This is a genomic window from Streptomyces sp. NPDC031225, from assembly GCF_055570355.1.
On record NZ_JBVIHJ010000002.1, the window covers coordinates 203,240 to 221,320 of the forward strand.

Sequence of the window (18,081 nt, forward strand, 5' to 3'; positions counted from 1 at the left end):
TCGAGGGGAACCAGGGGGGCGTCAAGGAGACCTCACTGTGACGGTTGTCGCTTCCGCGAAGCACCAGTGAACCGAGGGCGCCGGTACGGCGTCCGACGGCAGCACTCTTCAGCCGCCGACCTGCACGCGAGGACCGCCTGTCGACGTCCGGCACCCGGTGCCCGACGACCCCGACGACCGTCAGCCAGTCACCTGATACGTGGCCGAAGCCTGCTCGTACAGCCGGCTCACCTCGTCCCGCTCCGCCTCCGGACCACGGACCTGCACCACGTGATATTTCCCGCCGATCAGCATCGCGAGGTTGCGCACGTACAGCTCGCGCCCGTCGTCACCGGTCCAGGTGAACTGCCCCTCGGCCATGCTCTTCGTGCCCACCTGGATCGACTTGAGCCCGGTGGCGGTGGCCCAGCTGGAGTCACGGTAGGGCTGGAGCTCGGGTTCCTTCTCGCGCTGATAGACCATCGGGTCGCTGCCGTCCGCTGCCGCGGTGTCCCGGCCCGGGATGACGATCAGTTCGAAGCTGCCCTGCGAGTAGACCACCTGGCCGCGGCCGTTCCTCGGGGTGCGGGCCCAGCCGTTGGCCACCGCGACCTTGAAGCCCTCGGCGTCCGTGCGCAGGGCGAACCCGTCGGCGACCTCGGGCCCTGCGGTCTGCGTCTCGGCGGCGCCGCCGGACCTCGACGGCTCGGGGGTGGTCTGGTCGGGCCGTGGCTCGCTGCTGGCCTCCGGGGACTGCGCGGGACCGGCCTGACTGGTGGCACCGGTCTGCTGGGCGGCGCCCTCGTCCTCGGGGTCCGACCTGGGCATGAAGTACATGGCGTACGCGATCGCCGCGGCCAGCGCCAGGAGGATGAACAGCAGCAGGTTGCGGCCGAGGCGACGAGGCGACGGAGCGGCCTCCTCCCGGGCCCGCTTGTGCCGTCCGTGCGCACTGGTCGCGGGCAGCCCGGCACGCCGCCGGCGCACCAACTCGCCCCGGCGCCGCACGATCGGCAGCCGGCTCGCGTTCATGGGCGGCGCGGCGACGACATGCACGCCGGCCTCCGGCTCCGGCGCGGACCGCACCAACGACCGCAGCCAGCCCCGCAGTTCCTCGAACTCCAGCCGCTCGGTCGGGTCCTGCCGCAGCAGCGACTCCACGACCGGCCTCAGCGGCCCGCACTCCTCCGCGAAGGCGGGCGGCTCGGCGCACACCAGCTGCACCAGCTCGGCCGTCGACTCCTCGGGGTAGGGCGCATGCCCCTGGACGGCACGGAACAACAACGCCCCGAGAGCCCACAGGTCGGTCGCGGGCCCGATGGGCGCGGCGAGCTGCCAGTTCTCGTGCACCGGCCCGGCCTGCTCCGGCGCCCACCGCTCGGTGACCGGCCCGACCACAGCCATCCGGGCCTGCCGGGCCCGCTCGGCGGCGAGCGCGGTGGCCGGTCCGCGGCGGGCGGGGGGTGCCACGGGGGTGAGGTCCTCCCAGCGGGTGGGGGCGGGGTCTCCGGAGCGCTCGGCCGCCGGACCACCGGCGGGCACGGCGCCGAGCGCGGGACCGTGCCCTTCGACCGCGGGTGCCGCGCCCCCGTGTGCCACCCCGGCGACCCCGCTGCGCGGCGCGGCCCCGTGCCAGGAGGTCTGCCCCTGGGGAAGGCGGCCGGGCAGGTGCTCCACCCCGCTCCCGGCCGGATACGGGGGCTGTGTCACACCACCCGTCGCGGTATACGGCGACGGAGCGAAACCGTTCGCCGACGGGTACGGCGACTGGCCCGCGGCGTCCGCCGACGGGTATGTCCGAGCTGTGCCGTTGCCCTGGGCGGCCGGGTCGTCGTCCGGTACCGGACGGGCTCCGGAGAGCGCCGGTCGGCTGTTCTGCGCTTCCTGGACCCGGGCCGCCGCCCGCGCGCCCGCGCGGTACGCGGCGATCGCTCCCGCCCGCGCCGCCCTGATGTCCGTACCGCCGTCGGCCTCCCGTCGGACCAGTGCGGCAGACGAACCGCCCCCGTCCGCGGTCTCCACTCCGGCGCTGGGCAGCCCACGGGCCTCCCGTGCCTCGATCGCCGCCCGCCGGGCCGCCTCGGGGTCGGAATCGGTCTCGCCGAAGCCGGCCGAACCACCCGGCGCCCCGCCACTCGCCCCCGGACCGCCCGCTCCGCCAGGCACACCGGCCGCGGTCACGGATTGCCCGGGCCCTCCGTATCCACCGGATCCCCTACGCCCGTCCGCCGCACCCCGGCCATCCATCACACCGCGGCCGTCCACCGCGCCCCGACCGTCGGTCACAGCCCAGCCGTCGGCTCCGCCCTGGCCGCCGGTGCCACGGAACCCGCCGTCCGGCCCAAGGGCAGCCTCGACCGGGCCCGCACTCCCCCCGGCCGACCCGTCACCCGCCCCGGATCCGACGCCGCTGCCCGTCCCGGTCCCGAACTCGCCGTCCCCTGTGCCCCATTCGCCCGCCTCGGCCGGCACCGGGTCGTAGCCGCACAGTGCCTCCTCCGCCGCGCCGACCGCGAGACCCGTCAGCACGACCCGGCCGTCGTCGCAGACGAGCACCGTGCGGGCGGTGATATTGCGGTGCACCCAGCCGTGCGCGTGCAGCACCCGCAGTGCCATGAGGACGTCGGAGGCGATCTCGGCCGCCCGGTACGGCGACAGCGGCTTCTCGGCGAGCAGCGCCGCCAACGGCCGTGCGGACACCAGTTCGCTGACGACCCACAGCGAACCGCCCTCGGCGAACACGTCGAAGACCTGGTCCAGCCGGGGATGGTCGGGGATCCGCGCGGCGGCCTGTGCGGCGTCCACGGCTCGCCGAACCGCGGGCTCCGTGGGCCGGCGGGTACCGCCCCGCCCCGAGTTCCGCCGTGCGGCCTGGGGGTCCCGGGCTGTGAACCCGTCGGGCAGCCCCTCCGCGTCGAGCACCTCAGCTTCGACGACCTCGGGCAACGGAACCTGCCTGACCAGGACTTCCTGGCCGCTGTAGGTGTCGAAGGCGCGCGAGTCGGTGAGTTCGTACTCGTCGGACGGAGGCAGCGGCAGGCGGTAACGGTCGGCGAGTACCCGGCCCGCATAGTCGTCCACGTTGCCTCCCCCGGCTGTCCGGCTGGTCAATTCCGTTCGCCTTCAGGACCGTTCCGTACCCGAACCCGGATGCGTACGGTCCTCGAACACTCACGATACGTGCCGGAGGCAACTCGCAAAGAGGGGATGCCAGATCTCACGGCCCAAACACGGGACCACTCAGCGCACGGCGCGTCACGACTTCGGTTCGAAGGTACGAGCGAGCGTCTGCCATGTGTCCTTGCGCAGCTCAGTGCCCCATTTCGCGGCTTTCGCGGTGTACATCAAGGCATATCCGAGATGGCCGTTGACGACGAATCCGCGGTCGATCGTCCGGTACTTCGTCCCGCTCTCCTCATAGGTGAACTCCCAGTCCGCCGTGTTCCAGCTCCGGTAGTCCACCTTCTCTATTCGGATCTTGGTGTACTGCGAGCGGCGCATGCCCTGCTCCTGGTTCTCCCAGTCCGCCACCGGGTCACCCTTCGGCGTACTGGTCCAGGCGACGAGCAGCTTCTGTCCGTCGGGCCCGGTGAGCCGGTCGCCTGCGGAACTGCCGGTCTGGAACTTCCACCCCGCAGGCAGCCCGATCGAGTAACCCTGGCCCCCCTTGTACGTCGAAGCCACCGCAGCGCCGCCGGCTGCGCCGCCCGAGCCGGTGGAGCCCTCCGAACTCTTGCCGCTCTCCTGCCCGCTCGGCGAGTTCGCGGCCCCCGCTCCCGCACCCGTGTCCGGCGAGACGGACGCGGTGGCGGTCTCGTCGGTCCGAGTGCCGCCGCTCTCGTCCTCCTTGGTGTCGGCACTGGCGCTCGATCCCGCCGACACCTTGGTGCCGCCCTTGGCCCCGTCGGTACTGTCGTCCCCGCCGAGCGTGAGGGCCAGCACGGTGCCGATGACCGCGAGCGCCACGACCACGGCGATGATGACCAGCGTCCGTCGCGGCACCACGTCCGTCAGCGGCGCCCTGGGCACCGGCCTCGGCGCCAGGTCCGGCGGCGGCGTCATCACGGGCCACCCCGAACTCCGGCCTTCCGAGACGGCGTCGGCCTGTTGCGTCTTCCCGTCCCGGACCCCGGCCGCCGCACCGGAAGCCGACACCGGGGCCGATGCCGATACCGACGTCGTCTCTGACCCGGCCGCCGCACTCCCGGCGCCCTTCCCCTTCGACGCGGAAGAAGCCGGAGACACGGGAGAAGCCGGAGCAGCGGAGGAAGCGGAAGTCTCAGGAGAGGCCGGAGCCGCCGGGGAAGCCGGAGCCACGGGAGAGGCCGGAGAGGCAGGGGCCGCCGCCGACGCGGCCTCGGAAGCCTGGGCCGGCACCTTCCCGCCGCCCGAACCAGCCGTACGGCCACCGGACTTGGGCCTGGAAGCGGCCGCGGACGTCGCCGCCGCCCCGGCGACCTTCCGCATGGAACGCAGCGCCCCGCGCAACCGCTCCCCGCCCGCACGCTCCTCGGGCTGCGCCGGCAAGGGCACCACCCTCGTCGCGTCCGGGGCCGGCTCAGGCTCGGCCACCTTCGGCTCGGGCGCATGGATCACCGCGGTGAGCATGGTCCGGGCACGGTCGTCGTCCAGCCGCTGGGCGGGATCCTTGGTGAGCAGACCGTAGATGACGTCCTTCAACGGCCCCGCGTTCTTCGGCTCCTCCAGCGGCTCCGTCATCACCGCCGTGAGCGTCGCGATCGCGGAACCCTTGTCGTACGGCGGGGCGCCCTCGACCGCCGCGTACAGCAGCCCGCCGAGCGACCACATGTCGGCGGCGGGTCCCGGCTTGTGCCCGCGGGCCCGCTCCGGGGAGATGTAGGAGGGCGCGCCGACGAGCATGCCGGTGGAGGTGATGGACGGGTCGCCCTCGACCTGGGCGATGCCGAAGTCGGTGAGCACGACCCGGCCGTCCTCGGAGATCAGCACGTTGGACGGCTTCACGTCCCGGTGCAGGATGCCCTCGCGGTGCGCGGACCGGAGCACGTCGAGTATCGCGAGGCCCACCTCCGCCGCACGCTTCGGCTCCAGCAGGCCGTCCTCGCGGATGACCTCGGCGAGCGACTTGCCCTCGACGAGCTCCATCACGATCCACGGCCGGTCGTCCTCGTCGACCACGTCGTACACGGTCACCGCGCTGGTGTTGCGGATCCGCGCGATCGCCTTGGCCTCCCGCAGCGTGCGCGTGATCAGCCTGCGCTTCTCGTCCTCGTCGATGCTGGACGGGAACCGCAGTTCCTTGACGGCCACCGTCCTGCCCAGGGTCTCGTCCTCGGCGCGCCACACCGTGCCCATGCCTCCGCGCCCGAGCACTCCTCCCAGCCGGTACCGCCCGGCGAGGAGACGGTCGTTCTCGTCCTGCCGGGATGCTCCCGCCCGCTCCGCGTCCGACATGCGTCCCCTCATGAACCCGCCCTGACAGAGCCTCCATTGTCCCTCACCCGACAAGTGGCCGACGCCCAGGGTGCCCCTGGCTCCGCCCCACCCGCGGTACGGCCCGACAACGCCGACACACAGGTCCCGCCACACCGCGGCACCCCTCCCTCCACAGCTCCCTCCACTCACTCCCCTTCGCCACCCATTGCCCCGAAATCACAGCCGAGTTGGCACCCAGCCCTGTGCACGCCGGACCGCGCTCCCCCGTGGACTTCCCCGCGGACCAGGCAAAACCCCCGCCCTGCGACCGCGAACGCCGGCCCACCCCACGGCAACCCAGCTGCCAACCCACCCCTACGGCCACCCGCCCACCGCAACGGCCCGCCCACCCCGACCACCCCACCGCCCGACCCCGCATGATGGACCCGACAAGAAAGGCCCCCATCCCCCATGCCACCGCTCCGGACACTCCTGGCGGTCCCGGTGTCCCTGGCGCTGCTCGCCCTGGCCCCGGCGGCCTTCTCCGCTCCCCCGCCCTCGCCCCCGCCCTCCACCCCCACCCCAGCCACGACCCCGACCCAGCCCACGACCCCGCCCACGGACGCGCTGCTCCCCCTGCTGGTCACGCACGGCGACGCTCCCGCCGCGGCGCTCCTGGCCCGGGAACAGGGCGGCACCCGTTACGCCGAGGCGGGCCCGGGAATCGCCCGCGCCGACCACTTCCGCGCCGGCAGCCTCACCAAGACCTTCATCGCCACGGTCGTCCTCCAACTGGCCGCGGAACACCGGCTGAAGCTGTCCGACACCGTGGAGCAGCACCTGCCGGGCCTGGTGCGCGGAGCGGGCAACGACGGCCGCGCACTGACCCTGCGCGCACTCCTCACCCACACCAGCGGCCTGCACGACTTCACCGCGGACACCCGTGGCCTGGTCCCCCTCACCCCGCTTCAAGCCGTCCGCATCGCGCTCACCCACCCCCCGGCCGCCCCCGGCCGCTACGCGTACTCGAACACCAACTACGTCGTGCTCGGCATGGTGATCAAGCAGGTCACCGGCAACTCCTACGCCACCGAGGCCGAGCGGCGCGTCATCGCCCCGCTCCGTCTGACGGGCACCTCCTTTCCCGGCTCGCGCACCTCCCTCCCCTCCCCGCACGGCCGCGCCTACACCGCCGACGGGACCGACGTCACCGCACTCGACCCCCGGGTGGCCGGAGCCGCGGGCGAGTTGGTGACCACGCTCGCCGACCTGGACCGCTTCTACGCGGCACTGCTGGGCGGCCGGCTGCTCTCCCCGCACTGGCTGCGCGAGATGACGGACACCCGCACCGCACACGGCCTGTACGGCATGGGACTGTTCCCGGTGAAGCTGCCGTGCGGCACGACGGTGTGGGGGCACAACGGCCGCATCACCGGCAGCTACGTGCGCACCGCAGCCACGGTCGACGGCCGTCGTGTCCTCACCTTCCGTGTGAACACGACGTCGATCGCGGATCCCGACCTCGAACCGGCCCTGCTCGCCGCCGAGTTCTGCCCCCGCACCTCGTAGAACGAGCGGGTTCCGAACGAAGATCCCGGCCCGCGACACTCGTTCGAGTGATGCGGACCGACCCCGCCCCCCTCGCCGCCCGCCCTCCAGCGGGCTACAACAACGGCGCGATGTCCGGCGCCCCCAGCCGCGCCGCGTCCGCCGTCAGGTCGTCCGGCTGCCGCTGCGACTCCCGCTCGGCCTCCACCCGCTTCTCGTAGTGCTCGACCTCGCGCTCGATCTGGTCCTTGTCCCAGCCCAGCACCGGCGCCATCAGTTCGGCGGCCTCGCGGGCCGAGCGCACGCCCCGGTCGAAGGTCTCGATGGAGATGCGGGTGCGCCGGGTCAGCACGTCGTCCAGGTGCCGCGCGCCCTCGTGCGAGGCGGCGTAGACGACCTCGGCGCGCAGGTAGTCGTCGGCGGCGTGCAGCGGCTCGCCCAGGGTGGCGTCCGAGGCGATGAGGTCGAGGACCTCCTCCGCGAGGGCGCCGTACCGGTTCAGCAGATGCTCCACGCGGACGACGTGCAGCCCGGTGCGGGCCGCGATCCGCGCCCGCGCGTTCCACAGCGCCCGGTATCCCTCGGCGCCCACCAGTGGCACGTCCTCGGTGACGCACTCCGCGACCCGGGCGTCGAGCCCGTGCACCGCCTCGTCGACGGCGTCCTTGGCCATCACCCGGTAGGTCGTGTACTTGCCGCCCGCCACCACGACGAGCCCCGGCACCGGATGGGCCACGGTGTGCTCGCGCGAGAGCTTGCTGGTGGCGTCCGACTCACCGGCGAGCAGCGGCCGAAGGCCCGCGTACACGCCCTGCACGTCGTCCCGCGTGAGCGGCACGGCGAGCACCGAGTTCACGTGTTCCAGCAGGTAGTCGATGTCGGCGCTGGACGCGGCGGGGTGCGCCTTGTCGAGGTCCCAGTCGGTGTCGGTCGTGCCGATGATCCAGTGCCGGCCCCAGGGGATGACGAACAGCACGGACTTCTCGGTGCGCAGAATCAGTCCGCTGGAGGAGTTGATGCGGTCCTTGGGCACGACGAGGTGGATGCCCTTGGAGGCGCGGACGTGGAACTGTCCCCGCTCCCCGACCATCGCCTGGGTGTCGTCGGTCCACACCCCGGTCGCGTTGACCACCTGCTTGGCGCGGATCTCGTACTCCCCGCCCGCCTCGACGTCCTGCACCTTCGCCCCGACCACGCGCTCGCCCTCACGCAGGAACCCGGTCACACGGGCGCGGTTGGCGGTCTTCGCGCCGTAGGCGGTCGCCGTGCGCACGAGGGTCGCCACGAAGCGGGCGTCGTCCATCTGGGCGTCGTAGTACTGGAGCGCCCCGACCAGTGCGTCCTTGCGCAGGGCGGGCGCGACGCGCAGGGCGTGACGGTGGCTCAGGTGCCGGTGCGTGGGCAGACCCCGGCCGCGCCCGCGGGCCATCGACATGGCGTCGTAGAGCGCGACGCCCGAGCCGGCGTACCACCGCTCCCAGCCCTTGTGCTGCAAGGGGTACAGGAAGGCCACGGGCTTCACGAGATGCGGGGCGAGCCGCTCGAGGAGCAGTCCGCGCTCCTTCAACGCCTCACGTACGAGGGCGAAGTCGAGCATCTCCAGATAGCGCAGGCCGCCGTGGATCAGCTTGCTGGAGCGGCTGGAGGTGCCCGACGCCCAGTCACGCGCCTCGACCAGCCCCACGGACAGGCCCCGGGTCACCGCGTCGAGCGCGGTTCCCGCACCGACCACGCCGGCTCCCACCACCAGGATGTCCAGTTCGCGCTCGGCCATTGATGCGAGTGACTCGGCGCGTTGCGCCGGCCCCAGTGTCGCTGTCCTCACCACTGCCTCCAGCTGTCGGTCACGTCGGCCCCGCACGTATCCACCCGTGCCCAAAGTCTGACCGGCTTGCCCGACTTCGGCCACCAGTCACCCTCAGCCTGTGGATAACTTTCACCGTCGTGTACCCCGAAGGCCACACAAGAGCGCGGATCGCGGCCCCTGAAGCCGTCCGCCCTTCGGACTCCCCGGCCCATGGGACGACACACGGAATCAATCCCGTATTTCGGTCATATTTACTCCTAGTCTGACATTGCGCTCGCTCATCCAGTCCACCGGGCTTGCGCACCTGTCCCGCTTCGGTTACTGGGAAGGACGGCCCCCGCCATGCCCGCAGATCTCGCCGTGATCGGACTCGGCCCCTACGGACTGCCGCTGGCCCAGGCCGCCGTCGCCGCCGGCATCGCCACCCTCGGCTACCGCACCGGTCCCGAGGCCGGCTCCCTCAGCCCCGCCGAACTGCGCCGGATGCTCTCGGGGGGCTTCCGGACGGCCGCGGGCCCCGCCGAACTCGGCCGGGTGCGCACGGCGGTCATCTGCGCACCGACCCCGCCGGACCCGGACGGCCGTCTGGACCTGAGCCAGGTCGAGGCGGCGGCCCGTACCCTCGCCGAGCGCCTGCGCCCGCACACCACGGTGATCCTGGAGTCCCCCGTGCCCCCGGGCACCACCGAGGAGTTCCTGCGCCCGATCCTGGAGGAGGGCTCGGGCCTGCGTGCGGGCCGCGACTTCCACCTCGCCTACTCCCCCAGCCGCGTCGACCCCGGCAACCGCGACTTCACACCCGCCAACACCCCCAAGGTGATCGGCGGCCTCACGCCCGCGTGCACGGAATCCGCCGCCGCCTTCTACTCGCGCCTCACCGACAAGGTGGTACGCGCGCGTGGCCCGCGTGAGGCCGAGACGGTCCAGGTCCTGGAGACCAACTTCCGGCACGTCAACATCGCCCTCGTCAACGAGATGGCCGTCCTCTGCCACGACCTCGGCGTCGACCTGTGGGACGTCATCCGCTGCGCGGAGACCAAGCCCTTCGGCTTCCAGGCGTTCCGTCCCGGACCCGGCGTCGGCGGCCACGCGGTCTCCCGCGACCTGACCGGCGGCGGCCCCGCGGGCGGCCGCACCCTGCGCATGGTCGAACTCGCCCGGCAGGTCAACGACCAGATGCCCCGTTACGTCGTCCAGCGCGCCGCCGCCCTCCTCAACGAGCACGGCAAGTCCGCGCGCGGCGCCCGGGTCCTCCTCCTCGGCGTCACCTACAAGCCCGACCTCGCCGACCAGCAGGGCACCCCCGCCCAGGAGGTCGCCGTACGCCTGATGGAACTCGGCGCGTCCGTCAGCTACCACGACCCGCACATCCCGTCCTGGAGCGTCCTGGACCGCCCGGTCCCCCGCGCGGACTCCCTCTACGAGGCGGCGGCCGACGCGGACCTGACGATCCTGCTCCAGCAGCACCGGACGTACGACCTGCAGGGACTGTCGGTGAAGGCGCAGCTGCTGCTGGACACGCGGGGGGCCACACCGACAGGAGCGGCGCACCGCCTCTGACGTCAAAACACCGGTGGCTCTGTCGGACCCACCTGTTAATCTCCCCTCACTCGTCGCACAGTCGTGCGCACGCTTCTCTGCTTCACCATTCCGTTTGTTCCATCCCGTGGGGGGATTTCTGTCATGAGCCAGTCAGCACCACCGCCTGCCCAGCCGCCTGTCGAGCCTGCCGAGCCGCAGCCCCAGACCCAGCCGGTCGACGGCAACCCGTACGCGCAGCAGCCTGCCGACGGTGCTCCGTCCGCCCCGCAGCCGGGCGCCGTACCCCCGCCTCCGGCACCGGGGGTCCCGTACGGGGCCGTCCCCGCCCCCGCTCCCGTGCGCAACAACATCGGCCTCGGTCTGGTGGCCGCCTTCGTCGCCGCCGTTGTCGCCGGCGGTGTCTACGGCGCGATCATCGGCCTGACCAAGCACGAGATCGGCTGGGCGGCGGTCGGCGTCGGCTTCCTGGTAGGCCTCGCCGCAGGGCGTCTCGGTGGCCGCAACCCCGTGCTGCCGGTCGCGAGCGCGGTCCTGTCGCTGGGCGCCGTCTACATCGGCCAGCTGGTGGGCGAGGGCATCATCGGCGCCAAGGAGACCACGCTGAGCTTCAGCGAACTCTTCTTCCAGCACTTCGACGTCCTCCAGGAGGCCTGGAAGGCGGACGCCGACCCGCTGACGTTCGTGTTCTTCGCGATCGCCGCGTATGTCGCCTTCACCGGCGCCAGGAAGGCGGCGCTCTGACGCTGCCGGTGCCCGGCGAAGGGGCGGCGCATCGGTTGTGAAGGGGGGCGCGTGGGAAACCTGGGGCGCCGACGCGGACGTTATCGCCCTCGCCCCGGCTGACCTGCCCGTTTCCACCTGAAAGCAACCGCGCACCACCCCACGCGCCGCCCGCCTCGCACAGCCGTCAGGGCACGCGAAGGGCCGGCCACCCCACCCGGGATGGCCGGCCCTCGAACCGCCGTGGGCCCTACCGCTTGTGCTGCGAGTCAGCCACCGTCACCTCGACGCGCTGGAACTCCTTCAGCTCGCTGTACCCGGTCGTCGCCATGGCCCGCTTCAGCGCTCCGAAGAAGTTCATGGAGCCGTCGGGGATGTGCGACGGACCCGCCAGCACCTCCTCGATCGTGCCGACCGTGCCGAGGTCGACCTTCTTGCCGCGCGGCAGCTCCTCGTTCACCGCCTCCATGCCCCAGTGGTTGCCCTTGCCCGGCGCGTCCGTGGCGCGGGCGAGCGGCGAGCCCATCATCACCGCGTCGGCGCCGCAGGCGATGGCCTTGGGCAGGTCGCCGGACCAGCCGACACCGCCGTCGGCGATCACGTGGACGTACCGGCCGCCGGACTCGTCCATGTAGTCACGCCGGGCGGCGGCCACGTCCGCGACCGCCGTCGCCATCGGGACCTGGATGCCCAGCACGTTGCGCGTGGTGTGTGCCGCGCCGCCGCCGAAGCCGACCAGCACGCCCGCCGCGCCGGTGCGCATCAGGTGCAGGGCCGCCGTGTACGTCGCACAGCCGCCGACGATCACCGGGACGTCGAGCTCGTAGATGAACTGCTTCAGGTTCAGCGGCTCGTGCGAACCCGAGACGTGCTCGGCCGAGACCGTGGTACCGCGGATGACGAAGATGTCGACGCCCGCGTCCACGACGGCCTTGGAGAACTGCGCCGTGCGCTGGGGGGAGAGCGCGGCCGCGGTGACCACGCCCGAGTCGCGCACCTCCTTGATGCGCTGCCCGATCAGCTCCTCCTTGATGGGAGCGGCGTAGATCTCCTGGAGACGGCGGGTGGCGTTGTCCACGTCAAGCCCGGCGATCTCGTCGAGCAGCGGCTGCGGGTCCTCGTACCGCGTCCACAGGCCTTCGAGGTTCAGCACGCCCAGGCCGCCGAGCTCACCGATGCGGATCGCGGTGGCCGGGGAGACGATTGAGTCCATGGGGGCGGCCAGGAAGGGCAGCTCGAACCGGTAGGCGTCGATCTGCCAGGCGATCGAGACCTCCTTCGGGTCGCGCGTACGACGGCTGGGGACGACGGCGATGTCGTCGAAGGCGTACGCCCGGCGGCCGCGCTTGCCGCGCCCGATCTCGATCTCAGTCACGATGTGTGGCCTTTCCCTGATGCGTTCAGCGTCTTCCAGTATCGCCGACGGGTACGACAAGGGCGGCCCCGGATGTCTCCCGGGGCCGCCCCTTGTCGACCGATGCCTACTTGCGGCTGTAGTTCGGCGCCTCGACGGTCATCTGGATGTCGTGCGGGTGGCTCTCCTTGAGACCCGCGGAGGTGATCCGCACGAAGCGGCCCTTGGTCTCCATCTCGCCGATGGTGGCCGCGCCCACGTAACCCATGGTCTGGCGCAGTCCGCCGACGAGCTGGTGCAGCACGTTGGCCAGCGGGCCGCGGTAGGGCACCTGGCCCTCGATGCCCTCGGGCACGAGCTTGTCGTCGGAGGAGACCTCGGCCTGGAAGTAGCGGTCCTTCGAGTACGACCGGCCCTGGCCGCGGGACTGCATGGCACCCAGGGATCCCATGCCGCGGTACGACTTGAACTGCTTGCCGTTGATGAACTGCAGCTCGCCCGGGGACTCCTCGCAGCCGGCCAGCAGCGAGCCCAGCATCACGGTGTCGGCGCCGGCGGCGAGCGCCTTGCCGATGTCGCCGGAGTACTGCAGGCCGCCGTCGCCGATCAGCGGGATGCCCGCGGCACGGGCGGCGAGGGAGGCCTCGTAGATGGCGGTGACCTGCGGGACACCGATGCCGGCGACCACACGGGTGGTGCAGATGGAGCCCGGTCCGACACCGACCTTGATGCCGTCGACACCGGCGTCGATCAGCGCCTGGGCGCCGTCACGGGTGGCGACGTTGCCGCCGATCACGTCGACGCCGACGCTCGACTTGATCTTCGACATCCAGCTGAGGGCGTTGCTGTTGTGGCCGTGCGAGGTGTCGACGACCAGGAAGTCCACGCCGGCCGCGGCGAGCGCCTGGGCGCGCTCCAGGGCCTCGGGGCTGGCGCCGACGGCGGCACCGACGAGGAGCCGGCCCTCGGAGTCCTTGGCGGCGTTGGGGTACTTCTCCGCCTTGACGAAGTCCTTGACGGTGATCAGGCCCTTGAGGACACCGGAGTCGTCGACGAGCGGAAGCTTCTCGATCTTGTGCTTGCGCAGCAGGTCGATGGCGTCGGTGCCGGAGATACCGACCCGGCCGGTGACCAGCGGCATCGGCGTCATGACCTCGCGCACCTGACGGCTGCGGTCCGACTCGAAGGCCATGTCCCGGTTGGTGACGATGCCGAGGAGCTTGCCGGCCGCGTCGGTGACCGGGACGCCGCTGATGCGGAACTTGGCGCACAGGGCGTCGGCCTCACCGAGGGTCGCCTCCGGGCGCACGGTGATCGGGTCGGTGACCATCCCGGACTCGGACCGCTTCACCAGGTCGACCTGGTTGACCTGGTCCTCGACGGACAGGTTGCGGTGCAGCACGCCGACGCCACCGAGGCGGGCCATCGCGATGGCCATGCGGGACTCGGTCACCTTGTCCATGGCCGCCGAGAGCAGCGGGATGTTCACCCGGACGTTGCGGGAGATGCGGGACGAGGTGTCGACCGCGCCGGGGAGCACCTCGGATGCGCCCGGCAGCAGCAGCACGTCGTCGTAGGTCAGCCCGAGCGTCGCGAATTTCTCGGGCACTCCGTCGACGTTTGCAGTCATGACACCTTCCCCAAATGGCCTTGATCGGTGCGGATGTCCATGCTAACGGGAAGCGGGGGTGGCACATTCCACAGCGTGGAACGGCCTCTGGCTTCGTGTGTTCGTACGGAACGGCCGCACCCGCCGTTCAACCGGGCAACTACTGCTCGGCCAGGGCCCGCAGCCTGCTCAGCGCCCGGTGCTGGGCCACCCGGACCGCACCGGGTGACATTCCCAACATCTGGCCCGTCTCCTCCGCCGTCAGCCCCACGGCGATGCGCAACAGCAGCAGCTCGCGCTGGTTCTCGGGAAGGTTGGCCATCAGTTTCTTGGCCCATTCGGCGTCGCTGCTCAGCAGGGCCCGCTCCTCGGGGCCGAGCGAGTCGTCGGGCCGCTCGGGCATCTCGTCCGAGGGGACGGCCGTGGAACCGGGGTGACGCATCGCGGCGCGCTGCAGGTCGGCGACCTTGTGCGCGGCGATGGCGAAGACGAACGCCTCGAAGGGGCGCCCGGTGTCCCGGTAGCGCGGCAGGGCGAGGAGGACGGCTACGCAGACCTCCTGCGCGAGGTCCTCCACGAAGTGCCGGGCATCGCCCGGCAGACGGGACAGCCGGGTGCGGCAGTAGCGCAGGGCCAGCGGGTGGACATGGGCGAGCAGGTCGTGCGTGGCCTGCTCATCCCCTTCCACCGCACTGTGGACGAGCGCACCGATCGCCCCATGGGGATGAGCAGCCTCGTCGTCACGCATCGGTCCATGGTGCCCCGGCGTCGAAGGATCCGTGGCATCGCGCTGGTTGTTGTGCACCGAAGCGTTATGAGCAGGTGCGCCGGAACTCATTCCCTGCGCCCTCCCCTTCCGCTCGATCGAATCGTCCCCGAGAGACTCCACATCTCAAGGATGCGGCATCCGCGCCGAAACAAGGAGCGGGCACCGAAGGAGTCACTTGACGGACCTCGCAACCGCGCCCCGTCAGGGGCGCGGGGAACCGCACGACCAGCCATGAACAGCCCGCAGTCTTACTACGACCTCGGGCGACGGAATGCTCAGCGCACCAGGCCCCAGCGGAACCCGAGTGCGACAGCGTGCGCCCGGTCCGAGGCCCCGAGCTTCTTGAACAACCGGCGGGCATGTGTCTTGACGGTGTCCTCGGAGAGGAAGAGCTCCCGCCCGATCTCCGCGTTGGAACGGCCGTGACTCATGCCTTCGAGCACCTGGATCTCACGGGCTGTGAGCGTCGGGGCCGCGCCCATCTCGGCGGACCGCAGCCGCCGCGGGGCGAGCCGCCAGGTCGGGTCGGCGAGCGCCTGCGTCACGGTGGCCCGCAGCTCGGCACGCGACGCGTCCTTGTGCAGATAGCCGCGCGCACCGGCGGCGACCGCGAGCGCCACGCCGTCCAGGTCCTCCGCGACGGTGAGCATGATGATGCGCGCACCGGGGTCGGCGGACAGCAGCCGGCGCACGGTCTCGACGCCGCCCAGACCGGGCATGCGTACGTCCATCAGAATCAGGTCCGAACGGTCCGCACCCCAGCGGCGGAGGACTTCCTCGCCGTTGGCCGCGGTCGTCACGCGCTCGACGCCGGGCACGGTCGCGACCGCGCGGCGGAGCGCCTCTCGGGCAAGCGGGGAGTCGTCGCAGACGAGGACGGATGTCATGGCCGTCCTCCGCAGCTGATGCACGTCACCTTGAGCCTCCAGGCTGGTACGAAATCGTCACCTGTGCGGTCGACCGTCTCGGACGCCTGCCCGAGCACTTCTGTCTTCAACCGCCTCCGTACTCTCAACGACGGTCACCCGAAAGAGTTACGGGGCCGTGCACCGTCTTCGGCACTCTACGTGAGGGCGCGGACACGGTGCAGACATGCGCGGTGGACCCACAACGTTTCATCACAACCCATGCCCCATTCAGACCCTTTTCTTCCCATTTCCTGGTGTCTGAGGCTAGATTCGCAATGAGTCATATTTTCATCTCCTTAGATCGTAGACGTACGGTCTTGGACACCGCACAGTTCGACAACCTCCCAGATCGGTTACAAGGGGTCACGCAATGGCAGATTTCTCCCGCCTTCCCGGACCGAACGCGGACCTGTGGGACTGGCAGCTCCTGGCTGCCTGCCGCGGCGTGGACAGCTCGCTCTTCTTCCATCCGGAGGGCGAGCGCGGTGCGGCTCGAAGCGCTCGCGAGAACTCGGCCAAGGAGGTCTGCATGAGATGCCCGGTGCGCGCGCAGTGCGCGGCGCACGCACTGGCGGTGAGAGAGCCGTACGGCGTGTGGGGCGGGCTGACCGAGGACGAGCGCGAGGAGCTCATGGGACGGGCTCGGCACCGGCTGGTGTCCGCGGCATCCGTCGGGAGCGGCGTATCGAACAACTGAAGGAACGTTTCTCCAGAGAGGGCACGCGACCGCGTGCCCTCTCTTCTACTTCCGGTCCCCGCTACTTTCGGCCCGCGGCGACCGCGAGCTGCTCCAGCGTCGCCGCCACCGCCGGCACCTGCGCCAGGTCGGGCAGGGTGAGCGCGACGATCTCCCGCCGGACCGCCGGTTCCAGCGCGACCGTGCGCACCCCTCGTGGCCGTACCGACTCGATGGCCAGCTGGGGCAGGACGGCGACGCCGAGGCCCGCGCCCACCAGGCCGATGACCGCCGGATAGTCGTCGGTGGCGAAGTCGATGCGGGGCGTGAATCCTGCGCCCTCGCACACCTCGACCAACTGGCCCCGGCAGCGCGGGCATCCGGCGATCCACGGCTCCCCGGCCAGCTCCCCGATGGCCACGGACCCGGCGCGCGCGAGCCGGTGCCGCTCCGGCACGAGGGCGACGAGCCGGTCGGTCAGCAGGGGACGTACGACGAGGTCGTCCCACTCGTCGCCGCCCGCGGCCCCCTCGTACCGGAAGGCGAGCGCGAGGTCGCAGTCGCCCTCCCGCAACAGGCCGACGGAGTGTGGCGGTTCGGCCTCCTCCAGGGAGACCCGGGTGCCGGGGTGCGCGGCGCGCAGGGCGGCGAGGGCGGTGGGGACGAGGGTGGAGCTGCCGCTGGGGAAGGAGACCAGCCGCACGCGGCCGGCCCGGAGCCCGGCGATGGCGGCGACCTCCTCCTCGGCTGCCGTGAGCCCGGCCAGGATCCCGGCGGCGTGCCGCACCAGCGCCTCCCCCGCCTGCGTCAGCCGCATCCCGCGCCCGCTGCGGATCAGCAACGGCGTGCCGACGGACGTCTCCAGGGCCTTCATCTGCTGGCTCACCGCGGGCTGGGTGCAGCCCAGTTCGCGCCCCGCGGCCGAGAAGGAGCCGGTGGCGGCGACGGCACGCAGGACACGGAGATGACGGGCTTCGATCACCTTTCGAGGATAAGCGCCGCTTTGATGTACCGCCGAATAATGCACAGCACCTTTGGGCGCCGGTCGCCTACCGTGCCCCTCATGAAGCTTCTGTCGGTGAATCTGGGCGGCGCGAAAGCCGTGACGTACACGGACAACCCGGAGGGGGTCACCGGTATCGACAAGCGGCCGGTCGACGGGCCCGTGCGGGTGGCGGCACCGGGCCCCAAGGGCGTCGGCGGGAGCGCGCTGGCCGGGGACGCGGTGTGCAAGAAGCAGCACCATGGCGGCGACGACCAGGCCGTGTACGCGATGGCCCGCGAGGACATGGACGACTGGGAGCGCGAACTGGGGCGCACGCTGGCCGACGGCTTCTTCGGCGAGAACCTCACGACGCGGGGCGTCGACGTCTCCGGGGCACTGATCGGCGAACGCTGGCGCATCGGGCCCGACGTGGTGCTGGAGGTCACCTGCGCGCGTATCCCGTGCGGCACCTTCCAGGGCCACATGGGCGAGCAGCGGTGGGTGAAGCGGTTCACGCAGAAGGGCGCGCCGGGGGCGTATCTCAGGGTGATCGCACCCGGTGAGATCCGTGCCGGGGACGCCGTCGAGATCGTGCACCGACCGGACCACGAGGTGACGGTCGCCCTGGCGTTCCGCGCGATGACCACCGAACGGACGCTCCAGCCAAGGCTGTTGGCGGCCGGCGAGGCACTCCATCCGGAGCTGCGGCAGTGGGCACTCGACTACGTGGAGAAGCACGGCGCCTGACGGGCCCTCGGCAGGCGGACTCCGTCGGTCCCGGTCATTAACC

At 71.6% G+C, this 18,081-nt stretch carries 13 protein-coding genes; 5 read left to right on the forward strand and 8 right to left on the reverse strand.

The window, feature by feature from the left end; all coding sequences use genetic code 11:
* Positions 1-180: 180 nt before the first annotated feature.
* Positions 181-3,060 carry a protein kinase gene (locus tag ACZ48Z_RS03745; protein WP_468734162.1) on the reverse strand — a complete coding sequence of 960 codons (2,880 nt, stop codon included), beginning with the start codon at positions 3,058-3,060 and terminating at the stop codon, positions 181-183.
* Positions 3,061-3,234: 174 nt separating this feature from the next.
* Positions 3,235-5,412, reverse strand: coding sequence for a serine/threonine-protein kinase (locus ACZ48Z_RS03750; protein ID WP_468734163.1), 2,178 nt, complete (start codon positions 5,410-5,412; stop codon positions 3,235-3,237).
* A gap of 432 nt (positions 5,413-5,844) precedes the next feature.
* On the opposite strand from ACZ48Z_RS03750, the gene ACZ48Z_RS03755 reads away from it, so the two are divergent.
* Complete coding sequence (locus ACZ48Z_RS03755) at positions 5,845-6,942, forward strand: serine hydrolase domain-containing protein (RefSeq protein WP_468734164.1); 1,098 nt, start codon at positions 5,845-5,847, stop codon at positions 6,940-6,942.
* Positions 6,943-7,036: 94 nt separating this feature from the next.
* On the opposite strand, the gene ACZ48Z_RS03760 is transcribed toward ACZ48Z_RS03755, so the two are convergent.
* Positions 7,037-8,746 carry a glycerol-3-phosphate dehydrogenase/oxidase gene (locus ACZ48Z_RS03760; RefSeq protein ID WP_468734165.1) on the reverse strand — a complete coding sequence of 570 codons (1,710 nt, stop codon included), beginning with the start codon at positions 8,744-8,746 and terminating at the stop codon, positions 7,037-7,039.
* 324 nt (positions 8,747-9,070) lie between these two features.
* Between ACZ48Z_RS03760 and ACZ48Z_RS03765 the strand changes: the two genes are divergently transcribed.
* Complete coding sequence (locus tag ACZ48Z_RS03765) at positions 9,071-10,288, forward strand: nucleotide sugar dehydrogenase (RefSeq protein WP_468734166.1); 1,218 nt, start codon at positions 9,071-9,073, stop codon at positions 10,286-10,288.
* A 123-nt stretch (positions 10,289-10,411) separates the two neighbouring features.
* Positions 10,412-11,011, forward strand: coding sequence for a hypothetical protein (locus ACZ48Z_RS03770; RefSeq protein ID WP_468734167.1), 600 nt, complete (start codon positions 10,412-10,414; stop codon positions 11,009-11,011).
* Between the two features lie 229 nt (positions 11,012-11,240).
* Here the strand turns inward: ACZ48Z_RS03770 and ACZ48Z_RS03775 are convergent, their stop codons facing one another.
* The 4 genes from ACZ48Z_RS03775 to ACZ48Z_RS03790 form a co-directional block, all read right to left on the reverse strand.
* Positions 11,241-12,365 carry a GuaB3 family IMP dehydrogenase-related protein gene (locus tag ACZ48Z_RS03775; protein WP_468734168.1) on the reverse strand — a complete coding sequence of 375 codons (1,125 nt, stop codon included), beginning with the start codon at positions 12,363-12,365 and terminating at the stop codon, positions 11,241-11,243.
* Between the two features lie 106 nt (positions 12,366-12,471).
* Positions 12,472-13,974: an IMP dehydrogenase gene (guaB, locus tag ACZ48Z_RS03780; protein ID WP_468734169.1), complete on the reverse strand. Its 1,503-nt coding sequence runs from the start codon at positions 13,972-13,974 to the stop codon at positions 12,472-12,474.
* A gap of 139 nt (positions 13,975-14,113) precedes the next feature.
* Positions 14,114-14,701, reverse strand: coding sequence for a sigma-70 family RNA polymerase sigma factor (locus ACZ48Z_RS03785; protein ID WP_328749767.1), 588 nt, complete (start codon positions 14,699-14,701; stop codon positions 14,114-14,116).
* 296 nt (positions 14,702-14,997) lie between these two features.
* Complete coding sequence (locus ACZ48Z_RS03790; protein ID WP_003948568.1) at positions 14,998-15,609, reverse strand: response regulator transcription factor; 612 nt, start codon at positions 15,607-15,609, stop codon at positions 14,998-15,000.
* A gap of 391 nt (positions 15,610-16,000) precedes the next feature.
* Between ACZ48Z_RS03790 and ACZ48Z_RS03795 the strand changes: the two genes are divergently transcribed.
* Positions 16,001-16,327 carry a WhiB family transcriptional regulator gene (locus ACZ48Z_RS03795; RefSeq protein WP_328749766.1) on the forward strand — a complete coding sequence of 109 codons (327 nt, stop codon included), beginning with the start codon at positions 16,001-16,003 and terminating at the stop codon, positions 16,325-16,327.
* A 61-nt stretch (positions 16,328-16,388) separates the two neighbouring features.
* Here ACZ48Z_RS03795 and ACZ48Z_RS03800 read toward each other — a convergent pair whose 3' ends face one another.
* Complete coding sequence (locus ACZ48Z_RS03800; protein WP_468734170.1) at positions 16,389-17,288, reverse strand: LysR family transcriptional regulator; 900 nt, start codon at positions 17,286-17,288, stop codon at positions 16,389-16,391.
* A gap of 81 nt (positions 17,289-17,369) precedes the next feature.
* Here ACZ48Z_RS03800 and ACZ48Z_RS03805 point away from each other — a divergent pair, with 81 nt between their 5' ends.
* Positions 17,370-18,038, forward strand: coding sequence for an MOSC domain-containing protein (locus ACZ48Z_RS03805; protein WP_468734171.1), 669 nt, complete (start codon positions 17,370-17,372; stop codon positions 18,036-18,038).
* Positions 18,039-18,081 lie beyond the last annotated feature (43 nt).

What these genes read in the sequence shown, in the direction of transcription:
- ACZ48Z_RS03770 (WP_468734167.1), top strand. Translation starts at nt 10,412, where the DNA reads ATGAGCCAGTCAGCACCACCGCCTGCCCAGCCGCCTGTCGAGCCTGCC.
- ACZ48Z_RS03755 (WP_468734164.1), top strand. Translation starts at nt 5,845, where the DNA reads ATGCCACCGCTCCGGACACTCCTGGCGGTCCCGGTGTCCCTGGCGCTG.
- ACZ48Z_RS03795 (WP_328749766.1), top strand. Translation starts at nt 16,001, where the DNA reads ATGGCAGATTTCTCCCGCCTTCCCGGACCGAACGCGGACCTGTGGGAC.
- ACZ48Z_RS03785 (WP_328749767.1), bottom strand. Translation starts at nt 14,701, where the DNA reads ATGCGTGACGACGAGGCTGCTCATCCCCATGGGGCGATCGGTGCGCTC.
- ACZ48Z_RS03765 (WP_468734166.1), top strand. Translation starts at nt 9,071, where the DNA reads ATGCCCGCAGATCTCGCCGTGATCGGACTCGGCCCCTACGGACTGCCG.
- ACZ48Z_RS03750 (WP_468734163.1), bottom strand. Translation starts at nt 5,412, where the DNA reads ATGTCGGACGCGGAGCGGGCGGGAGCATCCCGGCAGGACGAGAACGAC.
- guaB (WP_468734169.1), bottom strand. Translation starts at nt 13,974, where the DNA reads ATGACTGCAAACGTCGACGGAGTGCCCGAGAAATTCGCGACGCTCGGG.
- ACZ48Z_RS03805 (WP_468734171.1), top strand. Translation starts at nt 17,370, where the DNA reads ATGAAGCTTCTGTCGGTGAATCTGGGCGGCGCGAAAGCCGTGACGTAC.
- ACZ48Z_RS03790 (WP_003948568.1), bottom strand. Translation starts at nt 15,609, where the DNA reads ATGACATCCGTCCTCGTCTGCGACGACTCCCCGCTTGCCCGAGAGGCG.